At 61.6% G+C, this 26,366-nt stretch carries 15 protein-coding genes and 4 pseudogenes; 7 read left to right on the forward strand and 12 right to left on the reverse strand.

Features of this window, described 5'->3' with window-relative positions; all coding sequences use genetic code 11:
• The first annotated feature begins 83 nt into the window (after window positions 1-83).
• From ACSQ3Z_RS34895 to ACSQ3Z_RS34905, 3 genes are read left to right on the forward strand one after another with little or no spacing between them, the layout of a single operon-like run.
• Entirely contained in the window at window positions 84-1,511 is a 1,428-nt protein-coding gene (locus tag ACSQ3Z_RS34895; protein ID WP_436175658.1) for a family 16 glycosylhydrolase, read from the forward strand.
• Window positions 1,512-1,559: 48 nt separating this feature from the next.
• A complete protein-coding gene (locus ACSQ3Z_RS34900; RefSeq protein ID WP_436175659.1) occupies window positions 1,560-3,299 on the forward strand; it encodes a type I secretion system permease/ATPase in 1,740 nt (579 codons plus the stop codon).
• 3 nt (window positions 3,300-3,302) lie between these two features.
• The gene (locus ACSQ3Z_RS34905; RefSeq protein ID WP_436175660.1) at window positions 3,303-4,619 is read left to right on the forward strand and encodes an HlyD family type I secretion periplasmic adaptor subunit; all 1,317 of its coding nucleotides are present in this window, start codon (window positions 3,303-3,305) and stop codon (window positions 4,617-4,619) included.
• A gap of 446 nt (window positions 4,620-5,065) precedes the next feature.
• On the opposite strand, the gene ACSQ3Z_RS34910 is transcribed toward ACSQ3Z_RS34905, so the two are convergent.
• Window positions 5,066-7,762, reverse strand: coding sequence for a caspase family protein (locus ACSQ3Z_RS34910; RefSeq protein WP_436175661.1), 2,697 nt, complete (start codon window positions 7,760-7,762; stop codon window positions 5,066-5,068).
• Window positions 7,763-7,907: 145 nt separating this feature from the next.
• Between ACSQ3Z_RS34910 and ACSQ3Z_RS34915 the strand changes: the two are divergent.
• Window positions 7,908-9,237, forward strand: a pseudogene (locus ACSQ3Z_RS34915) (tetratricopeptide repeat protein); the annotation flags it as partial.
• Window positions 9,238-9,832: 595 nt separating this feature from the next.
• Here the strand turns inward: ACSQ3Z_RS34915 and ACSQ3Z_RS34920 are convergent.
• The 6 genes from ACSQ3Z_RS34920 to ACSQ3Z_RS34945 all read right to left on the reverse strand — a co-directional run bounded on the left by ACSQ3Z_RS34920 (window position 9,833) and on the right by ACSQ3Z_RS34945 (window position 17,265).
• Entirely contained in the window at window positions 9,833-12,238 is a 2,406-nt protein-coding gene (locus ACSQ3Z_RS34920) for an arylsulfatase (RefSeq protein ID WP_436175679.1), read from the reverse strand.
• 260 nt (window positions 12,239-12,498) lie between these two features.
• Window positions 12,499-12,729 (reverse strand): hypothetical protein, encoded by a 231-nt coding sequence (locus ACSQ3Z_RS34925; RefSeq protein ID WP_436175662.1) that lies wholly within the window; start codon window positions 12,727-12,729, stop codon window positions 12,499-12,501.
• 43 nt (window positions 12,730-12,772) lie between these two features.
• A complete protein-coding gene (locus tag ACSQ3Z_RS34930) occupies window positions 12,773-13,207 on the reverse strand; it encodes a pyridoxamine 5'-phosphate oxidase family protein (protein ID WP_436175680.1) in 435 nt (144 codons plus the stop codon).
• Between the two features lie 160 nt (window positions 13,208-13,367).
• Entirely contained in the window at window positions 13,368-13,907 is a 540-nt protein-coding gene (locus ACSQ3Z_RS34935; RefSeq protein ID WP_436175663.1) for a flavodoxin domain-containing protein, read from the reverse strand.
• 153 nt (window positions 13,908-14,060) lie between these two features.
• Entirely contained in the window at window positions 14,061-15,344 is a 1,284-nt protein-coding gene (locus ACSQ3Z_RS34940; RefSeq protein WP_436175664.1) for an Nramp family divalent metal transporter, read from the reverse strand.
• Window positions 15,345-15,837: 493 nt separating this feature from the next.
• Window positions 15,838-17,265, reverse strand: a complete 1,428-nt coding sequence (locus ACSQ3Z_RS34945; RefSeq protein WP_436175665.1) for an FAD-binding oxidoreductase — start codon at window positions 17,263-17,265, stop codon at window positions 15,838-15,840.
• Between the two features lie 160 nt (window positions 17,266-17,425).
• Here ACSQ3Z_RS34945 and ACSQ3Z_RS34950 point away from each other — a divergent pair, with 160 nt between their 5' ends.
• Entirely contained in the window at window positions 17,426-18,418 is a 993-nt protein-coding gene (locus ACSQ3Z_RS34950) for an AraC family transcriptional regulator (protein ID WP_287345038.1), read from the forward strand.
• Window positions 18,419-18,702: 284 nt separating this feature from the next.
• Window positions 18,703-19,695 carry an IS481 family transposase gene (locus ACSQ3Z_RS34955; protein ID WP_436175666.1) on the forward strand — a complete coding sequence of 331 codons (993 nt, stop codon included), beginning with the start codon at window positions 18,703-18,705 and terminating at the stop codon, window positions 19,693-19,695.
• 6 nt (window positions 19,696-19,701) lie between these two features.
• Here the strand turns inward: ACSQ3Z_RS34955 and ACSQ3Z_RS34960 are convergent.
• From ACSQ3Z_RS34960 to ACSQ3Z_RS34980, 5 genes and pseudogenes are all read right to left on the reverse strand, one after another.
• Window positions 19,702-19,926, reverse strand: a pseudogene (locus ACSQ3Z_RS34960) (transposase); the annotation flags it as partial.
• A gap of 155 nt (window positions 19,927-20,081) precedes the next feature.
• Window positions 20,082-20,816 (reverse strand): IS21-like element helper ATPase IstB, encoded by a 735-nt coding sequence (gene istB, locus ACSQ3Z_RS34965; RefSeq protein WP_436173087.1) that lies wholly within the window; start codon window positions 20,814-20,816, stop codon window positions 20,082-20,084.
• Window positions 20,749-22,317, reverse strand: coding sequence for an IS21 family transposase (gene istA, locus ACSQ3Z_RS34970; protein ID WP_436173950.1), 1,569 nt, complete (start codon window positions 22,315-22,317; stop codon window positions 20,749-20,751). The genes istB and istA overlap by 68 nt, the downstream gene beginning before the upstream one ends.
• A gap of 116 nt (window positions 22,318-22,433) precedes the next feature.
• Window positions 22,434-23,160, reverse strand: a pseudogene (locus tag ACSQ3Z_RS34975) (IS630 family transposase); the annotation flags it as partial.
• 238 nt (window positions 23,161-23,398) lie between these two features.
• A complete protein-coding gene (locus ACSQ3Z_RS34980; protein ID WP_436175667.1) occupies window positions 23,399-25,195 on the reverse strand; it encodes an adenylate/guanylate cyclase domain-containing protein in 1,797 nt (598 codons plus the stop codon).
• Window positions 25,196-25,498: 303 nt separating this feature from the next.
• On the opposite strand from ACSQ3Z_RS34980, the pseudogene ACSQ3Z_RS34985 reads away from it, so the two are divergent.
• Window positions 25,499-26,359 (forward strand): annotated as a pseudogene (locus ACSQ3Z_RS34985) (IS30 family transposase); the annotation flags it as partial.
• Window positions 26,360-26,366: the final 7 nt, after the last annotated feature.

Raw genomic sequence — 26,366 nt, forward strand, 5'->3', positions numbered from 1 at the left:
TGCGCCATACGTTCAAGCTAAAGCGGCTACTTGGACTCGGATCGGCGTCTCGGGCGGCGGGGCACCACGAGGAAGATTGTTCGATGACCACCGTCGTGAACGCCAAAGGCGTCCCCCTACCCTACACCGGCGCGTCCACCCACTGGTTTTCCGCGACCGGGGCCGGACCGGAACTACACGGCACCTCCGGCAACGACTCCTTCTGGGGCGACACCAGCGTCAACGTCACCATGTATGGCGGCGCGGGCAGCGACTATTACCACCTCTATTCGACGATCAACCGGGCGGTCGAGCTGCCCGGCGAGGGCATCGACACGATCGACACCTGGATGAGCTACAAGCTGCCCGACAATTTCGAGAACCTCGTCGTCACCGGCAACAACCACTATGCGTTCGGCAATTCGCTCGACAACATCATCAAGGGCGGCACCAGCAGCCAGACATTCGACGGCGGCCTGGGCAATGACGTGCTGATCGGCGGTGGCGGCGCAGACACCTTCATCATCACCAAGGACCACGGCAGCGACCTGATCACCGATTTCGGCGCGGACGATACCATCCGCCTCAATGGCTACGACTTCATGTCATTCGACGACGTCAAGGCACACATGATCCAGGCCGGGTCGAACCTCCTGCTCAACCTCGGCTCCGACGAGGTGCTGGTGTTCAACAACACCACCGCCGACAAGATGCAGGCCAGCCAGTTCGAGCTGCCGATCGACAAGTCCGGAATGACGCTGTCCTTCTCCGACGACTTCAACACGCTGAGCCTTCACAATAGCCAAGGCGGCACGTGGGACACCAACTTCTGGTGGGGCGCGCCGAACGGCAGCACGTTGACCCAGAACAACGAACTGCAGTGGTATATCGACGCCAATTACGCGCCGACGAGTTCCATCCACCCGTTCAGCGTCGATAGTAACGGCGTGCTCACGATCACCGCGGCGCAGGCGCCGGCGGACATCAAGCCGCTGATCAACAACTACGAATACACATCCGGGCTCCTGACGACGCACGACACCTTCTCGCAGACCTATGGTTATTTCGAAATGAAGGCCGACCTGCCCGAGAACGCCGGCGCCTGGCCGGCCTTCTGGCTGTTGCCGGAAGACGGTACGTGGCCGCCGGAGCTCGACGTCGTGGAAATGTACGGCCAGAACCCGAACCAGCTTCTCATGACCGCGCACACGAATGAGACGGGAACGCACACCAAGGTCGGATCGACGGTGAATGTTTCGGACACAGACGGCTTCCACACCTATGGCCTGTTGTGGACGCCGGACAAGCTGGTGTGGACCTATGACGGCGTGCAGGTCGCGGAAGCGGCGACGCCGTCCGACATGCACAGCCCGATGTACATGCTGGTCGATCTTGCGGTCGGCGGCCAAGCCGGCGCGCCTCCGGACCACCTCGCGACGCCAGCCCAGATGAAGATCGACTACATCCACGCCTATACGCTGGACGATCTGCAGCAGAGCAACCTGAACGTCACGGGCGAGCACACGGTCTAGGCGGCCGGCGCCATGTTGCGGGAGAACGATCCGCCAGGGAAACGCGGGATGGCCAGGCAGTCGAGCCTGCGGCCGGTGTTCAGGCGCGCCATCGCCGATGTCGGCGTCTTCTCGTTGCTGATCAACATCCTGCTGCTGGTGATCCCGCTCTACCTTCTGCAGGTCTATGACCGCGTCCTGCCCTCCTCCAGCGTCGAGACGCTGCTCTACCTCTCGGCCATCGCGATTCTCGCGCTTGCCTTTCTCGGCTTCCTGGACGCGGTCCGCGCCATCTACACGCAGCGCGTCGCGGCCACGGTCGACCGTAAACTGGGCGCGAGGACATTCGCCACATCGCTCGACGCGAAATATGATGGCGGCGGCCTGTCGCCGCTGCGCGACCTCGCCTCGGTATGCGCCTTCATCCGGTCGCGCGGCGTGGCGGTGCTGTTCGACCTGCCCTTCGCGCCCGTCTTCCTTGCCCTGCTCTATCTCATCCACCCGGTGCTGTTCTGGCTGACGCTCGCCGGCGCCGTGCTGTTGCTTCTCCTGGTCGTGGCAAACCAGCTTGCCATTGGCAGGAACGACACCCTCTCCACCGAACGTTCGGCGCTCGCCAGCCGTGCCGAACAGGTATTCGCCCGCAACGCGGAAACGCTGCGCGCCATGGGCATGATTGAAAACGCCGCGCGGGTCTGGGGACGCTACGTTGCGGAAGCGCTTGTCCTGTACGACCGCTCCTCGAGCGCCAACGCGATTTTCAGCGGAACGTCCCGGGCGCTGCGCATGGTGCTGCAACTGGCGATTCTCGGTGCCGGCGCGTGGCTGGTGCTGGAGGGGCAGATGACGGCCGGCATGATCTTCGCGTCCTCGCTGGTGTCGTCGCGCGCGCTGCAGCCGCTCGACCAGTTGATCGGGTCCTGGCGGCAGATCGTCGACGCCAAGCGATCGTGGAAGCGGCTGGACAAGGCGCTTTCGGCGCATCCGGCAGAAATGCGGAAGCTGACTTTGCCGGATCCATCCGGCGCGATTTCGGTGCAGGAGGTTTTCTTCATGGCGCCGAATGCGACTTTCGGCACCGAGCCCATCCTCAAGCGGCTGAACGTCACGATCGGCGCCGGCGAAGCAGTGGCGATCATCGGCCCGAGCGGTGCCGGCAAATCGACGCTGGCGCGGTTGCTTGTCGGCGCCGTGCAGCCGACCGGCGGTTCGATCAGGATCGACGGCGCGGACCTCAGGACCTGGGACGAATTCCAGCTCGGAAGAAATATCGGCTACCTCGCGCAGGAAGTGGAGCTCTTTCCCGGATCGATCGGCGACAATGTCGCCCGCTTCGCCCCCGATGCTGACGATGCCGCGATCGTCGAGGCAGCAAGGCGTGCGGAAGCGCATGAGCTGATCCTGGCGCGGCAAAACGGCTACCAGACCATGATCGGTCCGCCGGGAACGCTTTCCGGCGGCGAGCGCCAGCGGATCGGTCTGGCGCGTGCCTTCTACGGCAATCCACGCATTCTGGTGCTCGACGAGCCCAGCACGCATCTCGACGGCAGCGGCGAAGCGGCGCTCGAAGCGGTGCTCGCTGCCGCGCGCGCCACCGGCGTCACGACGATCGTGATCACCCACCGCCCTTCGATCGCGGCGGCCTGCGACCGCGTGATGCTCTTGCGTGGCGGTGCAATCGAAGCCTTTGGCCCAAGCGCCGAGGTGCTGCGGAAGTCGGTCGTGAGCAAAAGCGCCCAGCAGAACACCGTGGTGACCGGGTCGTTCGCGCCGACGATCCGCACGCGCGGCATCCACCTCGGATCGTAAGCGATGACACAGAGCCTCACCTGGGACAGCCAACCCCGCACCGACATAAGGCGCGTGGCTTTCATCGGATACGCGGCGATCGCGCTGCTTGTGGGCGGCTTTGGCTGTTGGGCGGCGAGCGCGCCGCTCGCCGGCGCGGTAATCACGCAAGGCACGATCTCGGCAACCGGCGGCAACATCCTAATCCAGCATCCAGAGGGCGGCATCATCAAGCAGCTGCTTGTCCACGAAGGCGACCGCGTGCAGCAAGGCCAGGATCTGATCCTCCTCGACCGCACGGCCGCCGAGGCCGACCTCAACCGGCTGACAAGGCAATCGATCGCGCTCAAGGCGAGTGCGGCGCGACTGGAGGCCGAGCGCGACGGGTTGGACGGGCTGGCGCCGATCACCGACGCCGCGCCGGCGCCGTTCCAGCAGGATTTCCAAAACCTCATCCGCGAACAGCAGAAGGAATTCGACGCCAGGCTCGCCCGGTTCCGGTCGGAACAGTCTATCCTGGCGCAACGTGTCGTCATGCATCGCGAGTCGGTCGTCGGCTTGAACGCCCAGAAGCTCGCCATCGAGCAGCAGGCCGAGGTGGTGAAGAAGGAGCTTGGCATCAAGACCAACCTCTTGGACAGGGGCCTTACCAATCGCACCGAATATTCGCAGCTTCTGCGCAGCGAGGCCGATCTCATCGGCCAGGCCGGCGCGCTGGAGGCAAATCTTGCCGCGGCCAATACGCAGATCGTCGAAGGGCAGGAGCAGATCGAACGCGCGACCACGCAGCGCGTGGAGGAAGCGCTGACCAAGCTCGACGAGGTCCGCACCAACCTCGCCGACGTCGAGGAGCAGATGCGGGCCGCCGAGGCGGTACTTGGGCGCACGACGATCAAGGCGCCAACAGCCGGCATCGTGGTGTCCTCGACCTATAATTCCAAGGGCAGCGTGATTGCCCCTGGCGAAAAGATCATGGAGATCCTGCCCACCGCATCGGGCCTTATCGTCGATGCACGGCTGCGGCCGAAAGACATCGATCAGGTACGCGTCGGTCAGCCGGCGAAACTTCGATTGTCCGCCCTCAACATGCGCCTGACGCCCGAGGTCTCGGCCACCGTAATGCAGATGTCCGCCGACCGGCTGGTCGATCAAACCACGCACGAACCCTATTTCCGCGCCAAGCTGAAGATTGCCGACACCCTGCCGCCCGGCGTCAAGGCCGACCAGCTCTATCCCGGAACGCCGGTCGAGGCTTTCATCAGCACCGGCGACCGCACTTTCTTCGAGTATCTTGCGCGGCCGATGATGGATTCCTTCTCGCGGGCGTTTGCGGAAAGGTAAGCATGTTGCTCTGGCCCGGCGCTTCCTGGCGCGTTGTCACCGGCTCGCGCGCATAGGCGTATCGGTGTCAAAAAGCCGACATCGCGTTTCTTAAAGACGCCCAAATATTGATCGGAGGAATAGGCATTAGGATTGTTCCAAATTCGTGAATGCACGAACGCCGTTGTCGTGACACCAGCCAAGACTATGCTCGCCATCACACTGGGTCAGATCACGACTATTGCCGTGGTCCAGTGCCATGTCACCAACTCTGGTCGCTTCGCGTTACGCGCGGCAACGAAGTGCGAAACGCAGCGAGGCCGGGTATGGGGAAAGGCGGTAGCGCTCTCCCGACTCGAACCCCCGACGATCGATCCGGTCCCGCACGTTCATCAGACGAGTCTCGGCCAACCCAGCCCTTTTCCAAGTCGTGGTATCCTATTCGCCGCACATTGCCTGCCGCGCTCCTATTTGCTGCAGGCCGGCTCGCCCGGATGCCCACAGGACGGCTTCTTTCCGGCCTGTGGCTGCTGCGGCTTGAAAGGTGCGGGCGGCTGACGTCGCTCTTGCATCTGGACCTGGGGCCTTGGCTGCGCTTGGAACTCTCTTTTCCGGGGCCTGGAGAACACTTGAGCATTCGGCTGTTCCTGCAGCTTGAATTGGCGCTGCGGATTTTCGTTGGGCCTGTTGACTTTGAAGTTGCGCTGGACGTTGACCTCACCGCCAGCCGATCCACCCCCGATGGCCGGAAGCTTGCGGAACTTCCTGCCCTTTTCGTTCCCGGTCGCCGAGCCTTGCCCGTTCGGGTTCACGACAATCGCCTGGCCGGACGACAATGGCTTGCCCTCGGGCAGGCCTTGCCTGCGCAGCAGCTTCCTGGGTTTGCCATTGTTCTGGTCGGAGAACACAGTCGGATTGTTTCTCTTAAACCTCTCCTGGGCGCTCAGGCCGTTCCCGGCCGGTGCGCCATTGACGGTCGGAAGCTTGCGGAACTTCCTGCCCTGCCCGCTCTGCTGGCCCATGCCTTGCTCTCCTGTCACAGCGGCACCGGCATTTCCGGTAGCTTGCTGGTTCCTGCCCGCCGCACCTTGCTTGCGCAGGAACTTCCTGGACTTGTCATTGGACAAGGTCTGGCTGTCGGGCAGCGGCGGCTTGCCATTGACCAGCGGCAGCGTCTTGCCCTTGGCCCCAGGCAGGGCGTGTTCGGTTGAAAGCTTGCCGGCAGGCAACGTCTTCGACAGCGGTGTCGCTCCATACGGCTGCTGGCCCGTGCCCTGCTCTTCCGTCACGGCGGCGCCGGCATTTCCGGTAGCCTGCTGGTTTCCGCCCGCCGTGCCTTGCCTGCGCAGGAACTTCCTGGACTTGTCGTTGGCCAAGGTCTGGCTGTTGAGCAGCGGTGGCTTGCCATTGACGAGCGGCAGCGTCTTGCCCTTGGCCCCAGGCAGCGCGTGTTCGGTTGAACGCTTGCCAGCGCGCAGTGTCTTCGACTGCAGCGCCGCTCCATTCGGCTGCTGGCCCTGCGGTGGCCCCAGGCCGAGCTTCGCCGGCAGGCCGACCGGGCCCTGCTTGGCCAGCGCGGCCTTTTTCTGCAGCAGCGGCGGCAACGCGACCTTGGCCGCAAGCGCGGTCGCACCCAGGCCCGCGGCGGCGCCGAGCTTCTGGCCGGTGGTGAGACTCCCCGGGGCGTTGCCATTGGCCTGCCCCGGCTGATTGTTGGTCTCGTTGTTGATCGTCGTGTTGTTGAAGATCGTGGTGTTGTGGATGTTGTTGAAGATGATGTTGTCCGGCGGCGGCACGATGTTGTGCGGCGGGTTGACCCACACCGGCACCGGCACGAAGACCGGTACCGGCAGAACGAAGATCGCGACTGGCGGCGGCGGTGGCGGCAACACGATGAAATCCGGCGGCGGCGGCGGAAGGAAGATCACCGCCACCGGTGGCGGCGGCGCGAAGTCGAAGTCGGGATCATCGAAATATATCACGAGCCGGTCGATATAGACGATTTCCTCCGGCGGCGGCGGCGGCACGTCATAGACATAGACGGTGAAATCCTCCGGCGGCTCCAAGGCGGCATCGAAATGCGCGAGCCGGCGGCGCGCATCCCAGGCATGCGGGCCATGTGGATAACGCTCGAGATAGGACCAGTAGGCTTCCGGCGTGTCCCGCAGCCAGGTCTCTCGCCAGGTGATCGCCTCGCGCCGCGCCCCGATGATCGCGTGCACGCGCCTGGCCATCGGGTCTTGAGGATAGGCAGCGAGAAAGTCCTGGTAACCGCGCAGCGTGTCACGCTCGAGAGCCGCGGCATAGGCGTCGTGTGCATCAAAGTCGCGGATCTCCTTTGTCCGCATCTTGCCGACCTCCGCCGCTGAAACCTGGGGCGGGGGAGCATCCGGACCGCGTTCGAAGAAGACGAAGGGCTCGGTGATCTTCGAAGCGCTCCAGGGCAGCTCGCCGCCCTCGGTCACTTCGTTGACGCGCAGCCGCGTCCTGTCGAAGACTTCGTCCAATGGCAAACCGCCTTCGCGCATCATCTCGGCCAATGCCTGGGCATAGGCGCCATAGGGCCCCTTGCCTCCTGGCGCGACCGTCCCTGGAGCGGCGTTGAAGGCGATGAGCATGTTCGGATCGGGATCGACCAGCGCGAGGCCACCGGCAAGTGGCTGCTTCGACTGCGCGAAGGAATTTGGCCGCGCGGCATCGAGCACGATGATGTTGACCTTGGTCGGCAACGCGGCGAGCGGCTTGGTGAGATCGGAGACCCGCACCGCCGCGATCGGCACATCGGTGGCATTCGAGATCTGGGCGTCGACCGGCACGAAATAGTTCTCGCCTTCGAACTGGACGCCATGTCCGGCGAGATAGACAAAGACCACCGCGTCCGGACCAGCGGCCGAGACCTTGCCGAGGAAATCACGGAACGAGCCGCGCAGCGACTCCTGGTCAACGTCGCGCGCGCCGACAACATCAAAACCAGCCGCCTGCAAGGTCTGTGCGATCAGGCCGGCATCATTGGCCGGCGTTGCCAGCTCTCCGGACTGATAGCTGGCATTGCCAATCACGAAGGCCAGGCGCTTTTCGCCCTGGGCGAGAGCCCCGGTCGCGAAACAGACCGCAAGGATGGTGAGCGCGACCAGGAAGCCGAGGAATTTCTGGAGCGTGCGCATTACAATCCGCCATCCATACGAACAACAACGCCGCAGAAACGGAAATCTTCCGAAAACAGTGCGAGCCAGAATCTCGCGCGGATTTGCGGCACAAATTCGTCCAAAAAAAAGTGGTTTTGGGTTACCCTTACGCGATGCGACCTGAAAGCAGCTAGGCGTGGAACCCGAGGCGCAGACCAACTCCCTGGCTGCTGCCCTGCAATTGCGCGAAGGAGCCGACTATCGTCCCGCTCCGGCCCCCGATATCGCGCCGCACCTCCCAGCTCCGATGAAACAAGACGACCGCCCATCGGTCGCCGTGCTGCCATTTCAGAATTTGAGCGGCGATGCCGAGCAGGAATATTTTGCCGACGGCATCGTGGAAGACATCATCACGGCATTGGCTCGCTTCCGCCATCTGTTCGTCATCGCCCGAAATTCGAGCTTCACTTACAAGGGGCGGGCCGTCGACACGAAGCAGGTCGGGCGCGAACTCAACGTGCGTTACGTCGTCGAAGGAAGCGTGCGCCGGTCTGGCGAGCGCCTGCGCATCGGCGGGCAGCTGATCGACGCTTCGACAGGCGCCCATCTGTGGGCCGATCGTTTTGACGGACCGCTGGTCGACATATTCGATCTGCAGGACAAGGTCGCATCGAGCATCGTTGGGGCCATCACGCCGAAGGTGGAGGAGGCAGAGATCGAGCGTGCCAAGAGGAAGCCGACCGAAAGCCTCGACGCCTATGACTATTATCTCCGCGGCCTGGCTGTCTTTGACCGCACGGCCACCAGCAGAGCGGCCATAGATGAAGCTTTGTGGCTTTTCATGCAGGCGATCACTCATGACCAGGAGTTCGCCGTAGCCTATGCCAGGGCGGCGCGATGTTATGTCACCCGAAAGAGCAACGGCTGGATGGTCGATCGCACAAAAGAGGTTGACGAAGCTATGCGATTGGCGAGGAGGGCAGTCGAGCTCGGGCGGGATGACGCGATCGCGCTGTCTTACGGTGGATATGTGCAGGGATACATTGGGGGGGAGCTTGAGGACTGTGCGGCCTGGATCGACCGCGCCCTCGTTCTCAACCCGAATTTGGCCGCTGCCTGGGGCTACAGCAGTTGGGCGAAGGCCTGCCTAGGCGAGCCGGACGAAGCCGTCGAGCACGCCGCCCTTGCCATGCGTCTAAGCCCGTTGGACCCGCGCCTGTTCGCATGGCAGTTTTGCACAGCGCTGGCGCACTTCTGCGGTGGGCGCTACGATTTCGTGGGCAAGAATGTCCTTGCTGTCCCAGCCGAGCTACGCGAGCGCGATGCGGGTCATTGCGGCCAGCCATGCGCTTGCGGGACGGCTCAGGAAAGCACAGGAAATGGTTGCCCATCTGCGCGACCTCAATCCCACCCTCCGGCTTTCTGATCTCGCCGACGTGCTGCCGCCGTTCCGTCGGCCGGATGATCGCAACAGGTATATCGAGGGCCTGAGGCAAGCCGGGCTGCCGGAGTGACTTGTACCGCGAGATCGAGCTAGCGATCATTTCCCGAAGTCGACTCCGGGATCACAATCGGCTGTAGGAGCAGCTGGTTTCGTGGCCTAAGTCCGCTCAGGGGGCTAAGACCGCTTTTCGCGTAGGTCTGATTTGCGGCGCAAAGCTGCCGATTTTTCGCGCCCAAGATTGACCAATTCGCGTCAAGAGCCAACCTTTGCCGGCGGACAATCGATGTTGATAGTGTGTGGTATTAAAGATTTTAATGCAGCACATTATCCTAACATTGTGGCGAATTAAACGGCGCGCGATTATCGAGGCCCGGAAAGGCCGTTAATGGGCCGGAAGCAGAAAGTCTGCCTGTGGGGCAGGAAAGGACAAAAGCGGACGTTGAACCCTCGAAGGTCCGATGTCTTAAAGTGACCCTTTCGGGTCTTTGTCGCCGACTTTCGAACGCTATCGGGTCAGCTCGGTAGACAGTCGTCCGGAGCGCGTCTTTTTTGGGGTTCTAATCCACCGATGGAAAAGAACCGCCCACCCGGGGCGGTTCCAGGTCTCGTCAGGAATTCCGATGACTTCGACCGCGCAGTCACCCGAAAGATGGAACCTGCTAGGGTCAACTGTTCGCCCCGAGCTTGATCGTGAGTTTTCCAAGCTTGCCGGTGAACGGGAACGGCGACGTGTAGTCGGCATCGTCGACTCCGGTTCCGGTGTCTGAGCCGACGTCGAAGGTCTCGCTCGCCTCGAGTGCGAACGGCAGGGTATTGGGGAGCTGGCCGCTCGCCACTTCGGCGCCGTCGACCTTCATTACCGCGGTCCCGCCTTTGCCGAGGCCAGGTCCATTGTAGGTGAAGACGAAGTCGACGGTGTGCGTGCCCGCCGACAGAGGCTGGGGCGCCTCGATTCGCGGCCGTGCGAGGTCGAGCAGATTGTAGACGAAGACAGGCTTGCCCTTGAGGAGGTAGAGCGCCCAGCCGGCAAAGCGGCCGCCCTGGGTAACGAGCATCCCTTCGCCGCCGCCGTCAGGCACTTCGATTTCGGCCGAGATCGAGAAGGATTTGTTGAGAATGCTGGGAGCTGTTCCGAGCGGGGTGCCGACGAGCGGGCGTGTGTAAACGAACTTGTCGCGGCCTGCGACAATGCTCGGCCGGGGCGCGATGAAGCGCGTGAGCGCCGAGGCATCGAGCGGCAGGACTTGATACTTTGCCGCCTCGATCCAGAACATGTCCTGGAGTTCCGTGAGCTTCGTTGGATTGGCCGCGGCGACGTCGTTGTTCTGGGTCCAGTCGGTGGTAAGGTCGTAGAGTTCCCACTTCGCATCGTTGACCACGTCCTTCGGGTCCGGGGCGGTGCCGTTCCACGGCGCGCGGAACGGCACGGTCGATGCTATCCAGCCGTCGTGGTAGAGCGCGCGCTCACCGAACATCTCGAAATACTGCGTGTGGTGCCGGGACGGGGCGTCAGCATTGGCCTTGTCGAAGGTATAGGCGAGGCTTACCCCCTCAATTGGTGCCTGATCGATGCCATCGACAACGTCGGGTGCCTCGATTCCCGTCACTTCGAGGATGGTCGGAACGATGTCGATGACATGATGAAACTGGTTGCGGATGCCTCCGGCGTCGGTGATGTGACCGGGCCACGAGATCACCATGCCGTTTCGCACGCCGCCGAGATAGCCGGCGACCTGCTTGGTCCACTTGTAGGGCGTGCTCATGGCCCAGGCCCAACCGACCGCATAGTGAGGATAAGTCTCGGCAGAACCCCAAGCGTCGTAGAACGGCATTTGATCCGCGACAGAAACCTCGACGCCGTTGAAGAAAGTCATCTCGTTCGGTGTGCCTACCGGCGAGCCTTCCGCGCTGGGGCCGTTGTCGCCGCTGATATAGATGATGAGCGTGTCATTGAGCTTGCCCATGTCCTCGATGGCCTTGACCACGCGGCCGACCTCGTCGTCGACATACGCAAGGTAGGCTGCATAGACCTCCATCTGCCGCTCGAAGAGCTTCTTCTCGTCGGCCGAAAGTTCGTCCCAATTCTTCAGAAGGTCGTGCGGCCAGGGCGTGAGTTGGGCACCCTGCGGAATCACGCCCAGTTTCTTCTGATTGGCGAAAATCTCGTCACGGAGGGCGTTCCAGCCCATGCCGAACTTGCCCTTGAACTTGTCAATCCACTCCTGCGTCGGATGATGAGGCGCATGGGTGGCGCCGGGCGCGTAATAGAGGAAGAACTTCTTGTTCGGATCGAGGGCGTTGATCTGCTGGACATGGGCGATGGCGTCATCCGCCATATCGGTGATCAGGTTGTATTGAGGGTTGCCGACATAGGGGTAGATGCGCGTAGTGTTGCGATAGAGATCAGGCTGCCACTGGTTGGTTTCGCCGGAGTTGAACCCGTAGAAATACTCGAAGCCCATGCCGACCGGCCACTGGTCGAAGGGGCCGACCTGGCTGGTGACGAAAGCGGGGGTATTGTGGTTCTTGCCGAACCAGGATGTGGCGTAGCCATTGGCTTTCAGGGTTGTCCCGATTGTCGACTTGTCCTTGGTCATGATGCTGTTGTAGCCCGGAAACCCGGTAGCGGCTTCGCCGATCACGCCCGTGCCGACGGAGTGGTGGTTTCTTCCGGTGATCAGCGCGGCGCGGGTGGGCGAGCACAGCGCAGTAGTGTGAAACTGCGTGTAGCGCAGACCCGCGTCAGCGATGCGGTCAAGGTTCGGCGTGGGGATGACGCCACCGAAGGTGCTGGGGGCGCCGAACCCTTCGTCATCGATCAGAACCACGAGGATGTTTGGCGCCCCTTCCGGTGGCACGACCTGGGGCTGCCAGTAGGGCGTGGATGTGGGCGCGTCGAGGTTGATTAAGCCTCCGAATCTGCCCGGCGGATTGGGGACGCGCAGCGGGTTGATCGGTGCCGTAGCTGCTGGCGAGCCGAGCGGGGCTGCCTCCTGTGCACTAGCCGGGGCTGCTAAGAGTGTCAAAACGGCCAGCGCCGCTCCGCATGAGACGATCTTCATAGTTTTCATCGCAAATCTCCCCCCTTCGCTGATCGCCACATGTGCAACCACCAGCAGAACGCATATGCTTCGGGGCAACCTATACCCACTCACGCGGCCTGTCAGGATTGTATTTTCAATCTCTCCGGGTCGATCCAGAATTTCACGAGAGGCTATCAGATGGGAACACCAGCCCCAGCTTCTCCTCACTTGAATTTGGGTATCGCCTTCACACTTCTTGGCCCATTAGACTATCGAGAGACGACGCATCCTGACATTCCCACAAACCGTCAGTGTGTGTCCAAATACTGATCGAGTGGCAGCAGCAGGTTCTGCGCGCTGGCCAATTCATTGGAGAGTGTTTGAGCTGCAGCGATCATCTCGGCCGGTAGGCCGCGAGCCGCTGCAAGGTTCTGCTTGGCATGGTTTTCGGGTGATTGGTCTCGCGAAGCAGACAGCAATAGCAGCGCCACACCGGCGAAGCCCACCAAGAAGGAGCCAGCCAAGAAGGAGCCAGCCAAGCGGGCACCAGCCAAGCGGGTGAAGGCCTAAGGAGACCCTGCCTCAGACGAGGGCACGACGTCCAGTGATCTTCTCGATGTTGATGCGGAAGAAGAGGTGGGGCGGACTGGCCACCTTGTCCTCGGAGTGAAGTGTCTCGCTGCCAGGTTCCCACCAGTTGGGGCGCGCCTTCTGCAACAGCGACCATGCATGGTCGCGCTCATTCTGCCGTGGGCCAGCTTCGGCGAGTTCTTCGTAGCGACCGAAGGCAATGACACTCCACCAGCTGCGAGGGTCGTGAATCTCGTCGACTTCGAAGCAGACCTGAGGATGTTCCCGCATCGCCAGGACCTTGTGACCGATCAGGGAGAAGCTGTAGATGTGGCCGTTCTCGTAAACGAAGCTGATCGGCACGACGTACGGCATCCCGTCTCTTACGCAAGCGAGGTGCCCGACCCTGCTCGCGGCCAGGTGCATCCTGCATTCTTGGGCGGTCATCTCAGTGATGGTCACGGGACTCCCCCCGGTGAAGAGCGAGCTTCACTTTGTGCATCTCGGTCTTCTTGCTTCCACTGGGTTCGCGATCGCTCGCGCTATACGCCATGTTCCATGCGCCACGCCGGCGGCGAAGGGTGCGCCGATGCAGGCTGCGCCGGGCTCAGGCACCTCCTTGTTTGGCCGTCTCGAGAAATCGATCGGCGAAGTTGGCGAGCGCGTTCCAGTCGGTGAATTCGTGATCGCGCTCGGGGCTCGGATCGCCGCTCTTCATGACGACGAATTTGACGAACTGCTCCTGAAAGTAATCATACTTGGTGAAGCGCAAGGCACCCCCGAGAAGCAGGGTCATGCGTGGCTGCCACCCTGTCACGGAGGCGAAGCGATCCACGTAGTTTTGCGCTTCCGTCTTTTGGCCTTCCAGCGCCGCCGAGAGACTGACGGATATCAGGGCTGAAGGTTTGGTGCTCAGCGCTTCGTGATGCGCAAATACGAAGTTCGCGACGGATTCCTGATGGTGCTCCTGGTGGACCGACGCTGCAATGACGAACGCGTCGAAGTGTCCGAGCTTCAAATCGGATGCAAGCTCTGCGCTATCCACCAACTCGACCTGGTGCCCGCGCTCGCGAATATGCGTTGCCGTCCGTGCGGCAATCTTCTCCGTCTGCCCTTCGGTCGTTCCATAGACAATCAGGACGTTCACGATATCCCTCCGACAGCGGATGAGACATTCATAGGGACGACCGATACGAGCCACCCCGGCATGCCGGTACCTCAATGCTTCGCAACCGCAATTGGCCGCATTATAGCCCATGGAACAGGCTCCACGAACTGCTTTTCGCTGCGACCTGGGTGCTTAGAGCACCAAGAACCCGATCGTGGCCAGAGCCATGATCAGCACCGCAAGCCATCCGACTACGACCATCCACCGCGGGGCGGTCAGCCTTCCCATGACGCGCGGGCTACTGGCCATCATCACCATGATTGCCATGAGTGGGACCGCAAGTATGCCATTGATGACCGCTGTCCAGTAGAGCGCGCGGATTGGATCGAGTGCGGTAAAGCTGACTACAACGCTGCCGAGGGTCGCCGCGGCAATCGTTGCATAGAAAGCTTTGGCCTCACGGGGCCGCCGATCCAGTCCCTCCGGCCAGCGGAACATCTCGGCGACGGCATAGGCAGCCGAGCCGGCAAGCACCGGGACGGCCAGCATGCCGGTACCGATGATGCCGGCGGCGAAAACCGCGAAGGTGACTTCGCCGGCAATCGGCCGGAGCGCCTCTGCCGCCTGCGCTGAAGTCTCGATCTGCATAGTGCCGTTGGCGTGGAGCGTGGCTGCGGTGGCGATGATGATGAAGAGAGCGATGAGATGGGAGAATGTCATGCCAAAAAGCGTATCTGTTCGAATGCGGGCGAGCTCGGCACCTGCCGTACGCGGATGACTGCTGAGCCGTACAAGGTGGCGACGATGCAGCTCCTCCACTTCCTCACCGGCTTGCCAGAAGAAGAGGTAGGGGCTGATCGTCGTGCCGAGAACAGCCACCAGGGCCATGGCATGGTCGCGATCCAAGGCGAATTGCGGAATGAGTGCGCCGCGCAGCGCGGCTGCCCACGGCACGTCCACAGCCAGCACCACCGCGACGTATGCAAACAGCGAGAGGGTTAGCCACTTCAGGATGGTCACATAGCGCTTGTAGGCAATGAAGATCTCAAGGCCGGCGCAGAGCAGTCCGAAGGCGGCGGCGTAGAGGAACTGAGAACCACCGACGAGAAGCTGCAACGCCGCACCCATCGCCGCCAGATCGGCGCCGATGTTGATGAAGTTGGCGACGAGCAACAGGAGAACGGCAAAACGCATCACCCAAGGCGGATAGTGTCGCCGCAGGTTCTGTGCGATGCCCTGACCGGTGACGGCGCCGATACCCGCACTGATCCCCTGGATCACGACCAGGAGGGGGTAGCTGAACGGTATTGTCCAGCAGAGGGTATAGCCGAATTGCGCGCCAACCTGGCTGTAGGTGGCGATTCCACTGGGATCGTCGTCCGCTGCGCCGGTGATGAGGCCGGGCCCCAACGTGTGCAGGAAGCTGGTGCGCCGACGCGGCGAGTTTCCGGGCAACATTGGTGATTGATGCTCCATCTCAGTTTCTCGTCCGTCGCCGCAACGCGTCCCGCTCCGGTGTCGTTTCAGTTCGCATTTGGTTCGATGGCAACGGTCGCTGGTTCCGTCCACACGATGAAAACACCTAGCCATGCACTGATACATTGGAAGCGGGTTCTTATGTACTCCTCATGTCGAATGGCAGGCTGTTGTGCGTAATGGGACCGCGTTCGCAACGTCCGCAGTTTGTTGATGAACGGACCTTAGGGGTACATCCGCGAAGTGACACTAATGGCGCTAGTTGACCGTTCCGGCAGCCGGCTCAAACGCCAAAGTTTGACCCTTCTCAGACATTGAGCCGGGTCAACCGCAACGACCAGAGTGGGCGCAACTTTGGCGTTCGCTAAAGCGAGGTTGGCGCTCCGTGCCTCTAAGACGACCAACTCGGCGTAGGCAAAGCATGTTTAGCCGCGACGCAGCCTTTGTTCGCGCGCGCGAATCCTCCTAACAGGTCCGGATGTGGTCGTAGCCGTCAACGCTCCGAAGGCGTGACATTCTGATTCATTCGGAAGAGATTTGCCGGATCATATCGCCGCTTGACTTGTGCCAGGCGCTGATAGTTCGCGCCATAGGCGCTCCGCACGCGGTCGCCTTCGTCACCGGGCATGAAATTCACATATGCCGTTCCAGCAGAAAACGGTGCCGCTTCCTGAAAGACCTGCCTTGCCCAGCCGATATGCGCGACATCTCCGGATCGCTCTTGCCAGCGCGAGTGCACGTTCATGCCGAAGTGCGCATTCCGCAGCGGGAAGGCTGTCGCTGCGGCCGCTACTCGGCCGGCCGCTCCTCCGAGATGGAATATGAATATCTCGCATTCCGGCCCCGGCAGCTTTCGAGCGCCATCGACAAGAACTGCGATGACTGCGTCGGTGAGCTGCATGAAATCGTGGGTCTTCCAGTAGTTGCGTGCGCCCGGTGTCATCAGAGGATCAAAGGCGGTTTGCCACTCGACGAACGGGACCGGACCGACAACGTCGGCAATCGGCTTGCCGAGCGCGCGCAATTCAGCCGTCGCCTCCTCTCCTGCGGCAATCTCACCGCAGTAGCACATTGCCAAGATGAGGATGTCGCGGCCGTGCCATTCTGCCGGCAGAAACGGAAGCGGCGGTGCCCGTCTCATTGCCACCCAACAAGTCAATTCATCCGGAGCCGATGCCACCATTTCGCGATATTGCTTGAGAAGTGGGACCGCATCATCGAAAGGATGAACAACAAACCCTGCCAACACCTGCGGGCCGAGTTGGTGGAGTTCGAACTCAAACAACGTCACAATTCCGAAATTTCCTCCACCTCCCCGGAGCGCCCAGAACAATTCCGGGTTTTCCGTCGCATTTGCATTTAGACGATCACCATTGGCAGTGACGACTTCAGCAGAAACAAGACTGTCGATCGTCAATCCGAACTTGCGAGTGATCCAGCCGAAGCCACCTCCTAGGGTCAACCCGCCAATTCCCGTCGTGGAATTGACGCCGGTCGGAACCGCTAGTCCGCTGGTCTGCGTCTCCTGGTCGATATCGCGGAGAGTCGCGCCGGGTTCGATCCATGCCCGGCGTGCATGCGGATCGACTCGCACCAACTTCATCTGCGACAGGTCGATGACAATGCCCCCTTCGCAGACCGCGCTGCCTGCGATGTTATGACCTCCGCCTCGAACAGCAACGAGCAATCCGTTGTCTCGGGCAAACCCGACAGCACGAACGACATCGCCGGCATCTTTGCAGCGAACGATGACACCAGGCTTTCGGTCGATCATCGCGTTCCAGATCGTTCTCGCCTCCTGATAAGCGGGCGCTCTCTGCTCAAGCATTTCGCCGCGTAAGTCACTGCGGAAGGCCTCCAGGCTGGCAGCATCGATTCCTCTTGTGCCGCCATCTGCAGTCGCGAGCGTCAGGTTCTTCATCGGTTCCTCCCCATGGTTCTGAGCGTTACGCTTCCCGACCGCGACCGATGCTGGCTGAACTGATTTGCGGAAGCTATGCTGGGTCGTCCAGGATTTTTGATCGCGCATCCAAGTTTACCGATATTGCGCGACTTCGATGGGTCAGCCCCCGGGGACTGCTATGGACGTTCTGTCCGACGTTCTGCGAGGCGTGCGACTGACGGGAGCGGTGTTCTTCGACGTGGAAGCTCACGCGCCGTGGGTGGGGACTACGCCGAATTCCGCTGCGTATGCGAGCATAGTGATGCCGGAAGCCGAGCATGTGATCTGCTTCCATGTTTTGATGTCGGGCTCAGGCTGGGTGGAACTGGCGGACGGCTCGGCACCGGCTATGCACGTCAGCGCTGGCGACGTTGTGATCATTCCCAAAGGTGACGCGCACATCGCCTCTTCGTCACCCGGATTGCGGGGCGAGCCTGATCTGGCCGCTTATCACCGCCCACCTGGGCCACTGCCGGTACCGCACGTACTCAATCAAACCGCGGGGGGCACCGACACCTCTCACTTCGTGTGCGGCTACCTCGGCTGTGATTTGCGACCGTTCAACCCGTTGCTTGAGGGCCTTCCGCGCCTGTTCAGTGCTCGGGCATCCACCGCAAGTCAGGCGTGGCTTTCCCATCTTCTTCGCACTGCCGTCGCTGAAACCAATGATGACGGAGCCGGCCGCGAGATCTTGCTCGCGAAGCTGGCAGAACTAATCTTCGTGGACGTCTTGAGGAAGTATGTTCGCGAGCTACCCGACGACTCCCGGGGGTGGTTCTCTGGGCTCAGGGATCGGCACATCGGCCATGCCCTGCGCCTGATCCACGGAAGATCGGCGGAAGACTGGACACTTGAAACCCTTGCCCGCGAAGTCGGTCTTTCGCGATCGGCTTTTGCTGAGAGGTTTAATTTTTATGTCGGCCTGCCGGCCATAGAGTACCTCGGGCGCTGGCGCATGCAGTTGGCCGCGAACCTTCTTGGCCAACGCATTAACATCGCTGAGACCGCTCTCCAGGTCGGCTACAACTCGGAAGCCGCCTTCAATCGAGTTTTCAAACGCTATGTCGGGGTGCCACCGGGCGCTTGGCGCCGCGGTAAGGGAGTTGAACGACCAAAATCGGACCCGTCTTGAGAGTGATTTCAGTTGCGGCAGAGACGACTTCATTTGCTGAATTAAGTCAGCTCTCTGGGGCAAAGCTGCCGCTTGTTCGTGAGTGGCTGAGCGACTGCTAATGGCGCTCCTTGCTCGTTCCCATCGACGAGACGAATGGCAACATTCCACATCCAGAGCAGAAGTTCGTTCGACGGCGGTCGAATTCACACCCGTGACCCTCTGCTGCCCTTCAAACCTCCGTCTAGATGTTTGATCCCAGGCTTTGATGGTTCATCATTGTCGTCCGAATCAAAGGATGCGCTATGGGCCAGGTTCTGCATGGGAGCGCCACGACGACAGAGGCGATCCGTCGAGCGATACAACATAGTCAAGCGAGCCTGAGGACGCTTTCGAAGCGCTATGGCATCAACCCCAAGACGGTCGCGAAGTGGAAGAAGCGGAGTTCGACCGCCGATCTGCCCACCGGCCCCAGGGAGCCGAGATCGACGGTTCTGTCTGTCGAGGAAGAGGCCGTCATCGTCGCCTTCCGGCGCTACACGCTGCTGCCGCTCGATGATTGCCTCTACGCGTTGCAGCCGACGATGCCGCATCTGGCACGCTCTTCATTGCACCGCTGTCTGCAGCGCCACGGCATCGGCCGATTGCCGGATGTCGAGGGCGACAGGCCGGCGAAGAAGACGTTCAAGGCCTATCCGATCGGCTTCTTCCACATCGATATCGCGGAGGTCCGAACCGAACAGGGCAAGCTACACATGTTCGTCGCCATCGACCGGACCTCGAAGTTTGCCTTCGTCGAACTGCACGAGAAGGCTCCGACAGCCATTTCCAAAGAGTTTCTGCAGCGCCTGATCGCGGCCGTTCCCTACAAGATCCACACCGTGCTCACCGACAACGGCATCCAGTTCACGACGCCCGGCGCTGGCGGTTCGGCCGTTCCACTCATCAAGGAAGCGATCGCAAATGGCGAGATATTCCGGGCTCATGCCTTCGAATACACCTGTGCCAAGAACGATATCGAACATCGAACCACAAAGCCAAAGCACCCCTGGACCAACGGCCAGGTCGAGCGCATGAACCGCACCATCAAGGACGCGACGGTCAAGCGCTTCCACTACGACGATCACGACCAGCTGCGTCGGCATCTTGCTGACTTCGTCGCAGCCTACAACTTCGGCCGCAGACTGAAGACCCTCAAAGGCCTCACCCCCTACGAGTTCATCTGCAAGGCATGGGCTTCCCAGCCCGAACGCTTCACTCTCAATCCGCTCCAGCAAATGCCGGGACTAAACATCTAGAGTCCTTCATGTTTTGACGGAAGCATACCCAGCGTTGTTGAAGTAGTTTGCGCATTCGTCTGGCTTGATGGTGCCGACGAGGGTACCGAGATGGCGCCAAGTGTCTTCTACGGTCCGCTTCTGGGCGTGGCGCATCCAATGCTTGATCTTGGCGAAGGTCTGCTCGATCGGGTTGAGATCGGGCGAGTATGGCGGCAGGAACCAGAGCCTTGCGCCGGCCGCCCTGATGGCATGACTGTCAATCACCACGGAATCGGGACCCTGGTTTTTCATGTAAAAGGGACCCTGGTTTGGGGTGGTGAAGGGCACGCCGGTTAGCGCCCGATCAGGCGAAGCTGGTCGGGGTTGCACAGCCTGATCGGGTGCGGCTGATTGGCTTTTCGACTTCAGCTTTGAGATCGGCTTTTGAAGCGCCAGGATTCGTTGCCAGTCTCGGCGATCTCGCAGTGATGAGTGAGGCGGTCGAGCAGCGCGGTTGTCATCTTGGCGTCGCCGAAGACGCTTGGCCATTCCCCGAAGGCGAGATTGGTGGTGATGATGACACTGGTGCGTTCGTAAAGCTTTGAGACCAGATGGAAGAGCAACTGCCCGCCGGCCTGGGCGAACGGAAGATAGCCGAGTTCATCGAAGACGACGAAGTCGAGCCGGGTAAGATGATCGGCAATGCGGCCCTGCCGGCCGGCACGGGTCTCGGTCTCGAGCCTGTTGACGAGGTCGACAACGTTGAAGAAGCGCCCGCGTGCGCCGTTGCGGATGAGAGAACGGGCAATGGCGATCGCCAGATGCGACTTGCCGGTGCCTGTCCCGCCGACCAGGACGACATTGCGCTGATCGGCGACGAAGGCGCCGGCGGCGAGGTCGCGGATCAGGCTCTCGTTGACCGGCGTGCCGGCAAAATCGAAGTCCTCGATATCCTTGGCCAGCGGAAGCTTGGCGACGGTGAGCTGGTACTTGATGGAGCGGGCCTGCTTCTCCGATATCTCGGCCTGCAACAGATCGCCGACGATCTTCGGCGGTTCGTGCTGCCGCTTAATGGCGACGCCCATGATCTCGTCATAGGCCGAGCGCATCCCGAAGAGTTTCAACGCCCCCATCAGTTCCAGTACTTCGGTGCGTTCCATGGCTGTTCGTCCTCCTGAGGCTGTCATAACGGGCGCAGTCGGCGATCGGCTCGTGAGCCAGCTTCAGCGCCTGTGGAATGGAAAGGATCGTGCCCGGCGCCGGATCGCGGCTGCGGGCCAGGATGTTGAGGATCACCGCCGCCGACGAGACGCCGTGCTCAATGGCTTCCTGGCAGGCGGCCTCGACCGCGCTCAATCCGTCGGTCAGCACGCAGGTGAGGATCGACACCATCTGCCGGTCGCCGTCATCAACCGCCTTGAGCTTGCGGCGCACCTTCTCCATTGCCGACGGCAGGACCCAGCCAAGGAACGGCGCGCCGTTGCGCAATCCGCCCGGCTTACGGGCCAGCACCGGCACGTAGTGCCAGGGATCGTAGATGACCTCGTTGCGGCCGAAGCAGCGGGCATGCTCGCCCACGACCACGCCGTCCTGGCGGATAATGATCCGGTCGGCATAAGCATGGATCTCGACCGGCCGGCCGACGGCACTCGACAGCACCGAGTATTTGTTGTTGTCGAAGCGCACCGTGCAGGTCTTCGACACCGACGCGGGAATGCAATGGAAGCCGTCGAAGCGACCGGCATAGGGAATGAAGCTGGCGCGCTCTTCTTCGAATACGTCCCAGACCGTGCGCTCGCCCTGTTCGGGATGCCGATGCGCCTTGGCATAGGCAACGCATTTGTCGGCCAGCCAGCCGTTGAGATCCTCCAGCGTCTTGAAGCGCAGCCTCGGTGTGAAGAAGCGCTCGCGCACCAGCCCGACCTGGTTCTCGACTTGCCCCTTCTCCCAGCCGGCCGCCGGCGTGCAGGCCTCCGGCTCGACAAGGTAATGCCCGCACATCTGCGCAAAGCGGCGGTTGTAGCGGCGATCCCTGCCGATGAAGATCGCGTCCACCGCCGTCTTCATGTTGTCGTAGATGCCGCGCGTGCAGGCGCCGCGGAAGAAGCTGAACGCCCGGTCATGGGCGTCGAACACCATCTCCTGCGTTTCGCGCGGATAGGCCCGCACGAAGAACATACGGCTGTGGCAAAGCCGCATGTGCGCCACCTTCACCGTTACCGTCACGCCGTCGAGTAGAACGATCTCGTGGCTCCAGTCGAACTGGTAGGCCTCGCCCGGCGCAAAGCTCAACGGAATGTAGGCTTCGGCCGCGGCGCTGCCGCGATCCGCCTCCCAGCTCTGAGCATGTCGCCACACCGAACTGTAGCTGCCGTCATAGCCGAGGCCGCGAAGCTCCTCAAAGATGCGGATCAGTGTCAGCCGCTCCCGCTGAGACTTGGCCGCATTCGCCGACAGCAGCCGATCCAGCTCGTCACGCCAGGCGCCCATCCGGGGATAAGGCTGATGCTTGCGCTCGTAGCGGAACTCTGTCTCCTCGGAACGCAAAACCTTGCGCACCACCTTCCGGGAGATCTTCAGCTCCCGGCAGATCGCTTTGATCGACTTCCCCTGCACCAGCGACAGCCGGCGTATCTTTGCAATCGTCTCCACAACCAACATCCAAAACACAAATGCCTCCGACCAAACCGGAGGCATCTTGATGACCCCACGTTAAGGGGTCCCGTTTGGACGAAAATCACCCCTTAAACAGGGTCCTCATTCCACGAAAAATCACAGGCATGACGGATGGCTGCGGATTTGTGGCTACCCAAATTGTCCATGATCACGATGTCGCCGGGCCGCAGGGTTGGGAGCAGTTGCTGACGAACATAGGCGCGGAAGCATTCACCGTTGATCGGACCGTCGAAGACACATGGCGCGGTGAGTTCGTCGCAGCGCAATGCACCCAGGAAGGTCAGGGTTCGCCAATGGCCGTGCGGAGCGAAGCTGCGCAGGCGCTGTCCCCTTGGCCCCCAGCCGCGAAGTGGGGCCATGTTGGTCTTGATCCAGGTCTCGTCGATGAAGACCAGACGCGCCGGATCGAGGCGACCCTGCCACGACCTCCAGCGCCGGCGGCGACGGGTAATGTCGGCTCGGCCCTGCTCAAGAGCGAACAGCGTTTTTTTTGAAGCTCAGGCCCTCGCGCCTCAAGAACATCCAGACCGCATTGTGCGAGACCGTCACCCCGCGTGCGGCCAACTCGTCCTTCAGCCGATGCAGCGTCAGATCAGAGGTCTGGTTGATCCGCTCCACGATGAAGGCTCGATGCGGCTCCAGAACCCGCTTACGGTGCCCGCCCATCTTGCCTGGCGCCACCGAGCCGGTGGCACGGTAACGCTGCGACCACTTCACCGCCGAGGACACTGCAACGCCAAAGCGCAACGCAACCGCACGGCAGCTCTCGCCGGCGCCAACTGCCTCAACAACACGCTCACGAAGATCGTTCGAAAGGGCTCGTGTCATCAGACGCTGGCCTCCGTCCAGCTAGCATCTTGAATCACAAACGCCCTTCTTTGGGAATCCTACGATTCTCTCAAAATATGAAACGCTCTAGGAAGGTCCTGATTGGATGGAACTTGCCGTTCGAGCCAGCTACCGGAACGGGCAATCCGCCTCAACAGCGGTCGTGCAATGAGTGTCATCTCGTCTGAGAATGCGCTGTCGCTAACAATGGGCACTGCGGCGAGGTGGCGGGTCGCGCTCAGTCGGGAAGCTGCGCCTTTGCCAGACCCTCTCTGATCCTCTCTCCGTCGGCTTGGTTTTGAAACGGCAACCGAGCCAAGTGCTCTTCGAAGGAATATCTCGGGTTTATGTCTCTCAGTTCGTGCCAGACGCGCCGCGCTTCGGCGGACTCGCCGAGGTGGCCAAGTGCGGAAGCGAGGAAGGTGCGCGACAGGTCGGTCTTCGGCGTAAGACGGATCCGCTCGCGCAAGGCAGTCGCCGCGGCATCGTATTGACCGGCCACCAAATAGGCTGAACCGAGGAAGTGCAGGTATTGATGCGTGAAGGCCGGGTCCAGGCGCATGGCACGCTCAATGTATGGGATCGCCGCCAGTGGATTCCCCAAATAGACCTCGATCATGCCACTCGTGCCGTAAGCAAGGGCGTAGTTCGGGTTAAGCGCCAAGGCTTTCTCCGCCGCGGCTTTCGCCGCCACAAGGTCGCGTTGCCACAGCGTGACGATAGCGGCGACGCAATGCACATACGGCTCGTTGGGACCCTTTTCGATCGCCTGCGCGGCGAAGTGAGCGGCTAGACCAAGTGCGTCGGGTGTGTTGGCCCAATGGTTCTGGAAGTCCTGGCAATAGGCGTAGGCGAGACCTGCGTAGGGCTCTGCATAGGCAGGGTCGAGTTCGATCGCGCGCTTGAAGGCCGCAATCGTTCGCTCAAAGACGTCGCGATTCTTAGTTGATCCAAGCGAAAGCTCGCGCCCGCGTAAGAAACTGTCATGCGCTTCGACGTTGCTTATACGGCTATCCGCTAGAAGCGCCTTTTCAGCCGGCCGGAGCGTGACCCTGAGGGCATCGACGATCTGGAGAGTCACCTCGTCCTGAACTGCGAAAATGTCGGTGAGGTCGCGATCGTAGCGTTCGGCCCACAGATGGCCGCCGGTTGTGGTGTCGACGAGCTGGGCGGTGATGCGGACGCGATTGCCGGCGCGACGGATCGAGCCTTCGAGCACTGATGCGACACCGAGTTCACGCCCAACCGTCCGGACGTCGGGACTCTTGTTCTTGTAAGCAAAGCTCGAATTGCGCGCTACCACCATAAGCCCGGCAATCTTCGAAAGGTCGGTAATGATGTCTTCGGTGATGCCGTCCGAGAAATACTCCTGTTCAGGGTCGCGGCTCATGTTTGTGAAAGGCAGGACGGCAATCGAAGGCTTTTCCGGGAGATCTGTCGGCGCGGCCGGGCTGGCGGCGGCAGGTTGGACGGGCGTAGCCTGAGCCGCGATGGCGCCACCCTTGGCCGAAACGCCGACCTCCAACGAATAGACCCGCATCGGTTCAGCGATGTTCTTGAGTTGGGTTTGGCCGAGATCGCTGACCAAGAGGTCGAGCCTCGACCTGACCTGCCGATAGGCATCCTCCGAAAGGCAGATGGTGCCGGGCGCAGCAACGCCCTCCAGGCGCGCCGCAATGTTGACGCCGTCGCCCATGAGGTCGCCGTCGCTCTCCTCAACGACGTCGCCGATGTGGATGCCGATGCGGAACTCGATACGACGATCAGGAGGTACGCCCGCATTGCGCTCGACCATTGCGTTCTGCACCTCGATGGCGCAGCGTACTGCATCGACCACGCTGCGAAACTCGACGAGGGCTCCGTCCCCGGTGCGCTTTACCACTCGACCATGATGCACGGCGATCGTGGGATCGATCAGATCGCTGCGTAGTGCCCGCAGCCGCGCCAGGATGCGATCCTCGTCCGCACCTGCGAGCCGGCTGTAGCCGACAACGTCGGCTGCCAGGATTGCAGCAAGCTTTCGGGACTCGCTCATGCCGTCCTCCCCATCCAGCCCGCCACTATAGCCGACCAGAGCCGCTCCGTCTCAGCACAGGGCGGTCAAGCTGAAGGAAGATAGCCCGAGCCATTGGGCGGTGTCCGCAAGCGGGTCGAGACGCGACCTTCGCGGCATCGTTGGCAAAGAGTCCGGAAGTGGCGCTACTTACTCGTTCCAATCGACGAGACGAATGGCACGTTCGACCCGTTGCTGACGCTCGTTGGCGGAAGACGAACGGTGAAGTTTGACCCAAACCTGACCTTGCGCTGTTGGGGGCATTGAGCAGCGTGGCGACAATCCCGCAATGGCGGGCCTGATCGGTATAGAGCAGCACGTTCCGATCACGCCGCTTGGGATCGGGCCCTGCGCCCCAAGCTGTGCAAGCTGGCTTGCTGTCCGTCCCTAGCCCGGACAGTATCGGTCAAGCTGCAGCGGAAATGGTCGCCAGAGCAGATTGCCGGCTGGCTCAAGCGCACCTACCCAGGGGAGCCGCATAATCAGGTGTCGCACGAAACGATCTATCGCAGCCTGTTCATCCAGGCACGTGGAGTGCTGAAAAAGGAACTGCTGGAGCATCTTAGAGCCAGGCGCACGATCCGCCGTTCCCGGCACGCCAGCATGAAGCGGAGTGGGTTGGGCCAGATCAAGGATGCAATCTCCATCAGCGAACGGCCCGCCACCGTCGAAGATCGAGCAGTTCCCGGCCACTGGGAGGGCGACCTCATCGGCGGGTCCAAGAACAGCTACGTGGCGACGCTGGTCGAGCGTCACTCGCGCTATGTGATGCTGATCAAGGTCGCCAACAAAGATACCGAAAGCGTCGTCTCAGCCCTAATCAAGCAGTCGCAGAAATTGCCCGGGGAACTCTATCAATCGCTGACGTGGGACCGAGGCAAAGAGCTTGCCGACCACCAGCGGCTGACACTGGCCACGGATGTCGAGGTCTACTTCTGCGATCCTCGATCACCCTGGCAGCGCGGCTCGAATGAAAACACCAACCGACTGCTGCGCCAATATCTGCCACGTGGTACCGACCTGTCCCTGCACAGCCAGGCAAAGCTCAGCGCCATCGCGCGGCAGCTCAACGAACGCCCCAGAAAGACCTTGCTCTATCAGACCCCAGCGGAGAAGTTCGCTGAGTGTGTTGCAGCGATCGGTTGAACCCGCC

The organism is Mesorhizobium sp. LjNodule214, from assembly GCF_964252735.1.
In the GTDB taxonomy this organism is placed as follows: domain Bacteria; phylum Pseudomonadota; class Alphaproteobacteria; order Rhizobiales; family Rhizobiaceae; genus Mesorhizobium.

What these genes read in the sequence shown, in the direction of transcription:
- ACSQ3Z_RS34910 (WP_436175661.1), bottom strand. Translation starts at nt 7,762, where the DNA reads ATGCGCACGCTCCAGAAATTCCTCGGCTTCCTGGTCGCGCTCACCATC.
- ACSQ3Z_RS34955 (WP_436175666.1), top strand. Translation starts at nt 18,703, where the DNA reads ATGGGCCAGGTTCTGCATGGGAGCGCCACGACGACAGAGGCGATCCGT.
- ACSQ3Z_RS34905 (WP_436175660.1), top strand. Translation starts at nt 3,303, where the DNA reads ATGACACAGAGCCTCACCTGGGACAGCCAACCCCGCACCGACATAAGG.
- istB (WP_436173087.1), bottom strand. Translation starts at nt 20,816, where the DNA reads ATGGAACGCACCGAAGTACTGGAACTGATGGGGGCGTTGAAACTCTTC.
- ACSQ3Z_RS34945 (WP_436175665.1), bottom strand. Translation starts at nt 17,265, where the DNA reads ATGAAGAACCTGACGCTCGCGACTGCAGATGGCGGCACAAGAGGAATC.
- ACSQ3Z_RS34900 (WP_436175659.1), top strand. Translation starts at nt 1,560, where the DNA reads ATGGCCAGGCAGTCGAGCCTGCGGCCGGTGTTCAGGCGCGCCATCGCC.
- ACSQ3Z_RS34980 (WP_436175667.1), bottom strand. Translation starts at nt 25,195, where the DNA reads ATGAGCGAGTCCCGAAAGCTTGCTGCAATCCTGGCAGCCGACGTTGTC.
- istA (WP_436173950.1), bottom strand. Translation starts at nt 22,317, where the DNA reads ATGTTGGTTGTGGAGACGATTGCAAAGATACGCCGGCTGTCGCTGGTG.
- ACSQ3Z_RS34920 (WP_436175679.1), bottom strand. Translation starts at nt 12,238, where the DNA reads ATGAAAACTATGAAGATCGTCTCATGCGGAGCGGCGCTGGCCGTTTTG.
- ACSQ3Z_RS34940 (WP_436175664.1), bottom strand. Translation starts at nt 15,344, where the DNA reads ATGGAGCATCAATCACCAATGTTGCCCGGAAACTCGCCGCGTCGGCGC.
- ACSQ3Z_RS34950 (WP_287345038.1), top strand. Translation starts at nt 17,426, where the DNA reads ATGGACGTTCTGTCCGACGTTCTGCGAGGCGTGCGACTGACGGGAGCG.
- ACSQ3Z_RS34895 (WP_436175658.1), top strand. Translation starts at nt 84, where the DNA reads ATGACCACCGTCGTGAACGCCAAAGGCGTCCCCCTACCCTACACCGGC.
- ACSQ3Z_RS34930 (WP_436175680.1), bottom strand. Translation starts at nt 13,207, where the DNA reads ATGACCGCCCAAGAATGCAGGATGCACCTGGCCGCGAGCAGGGTCGGG.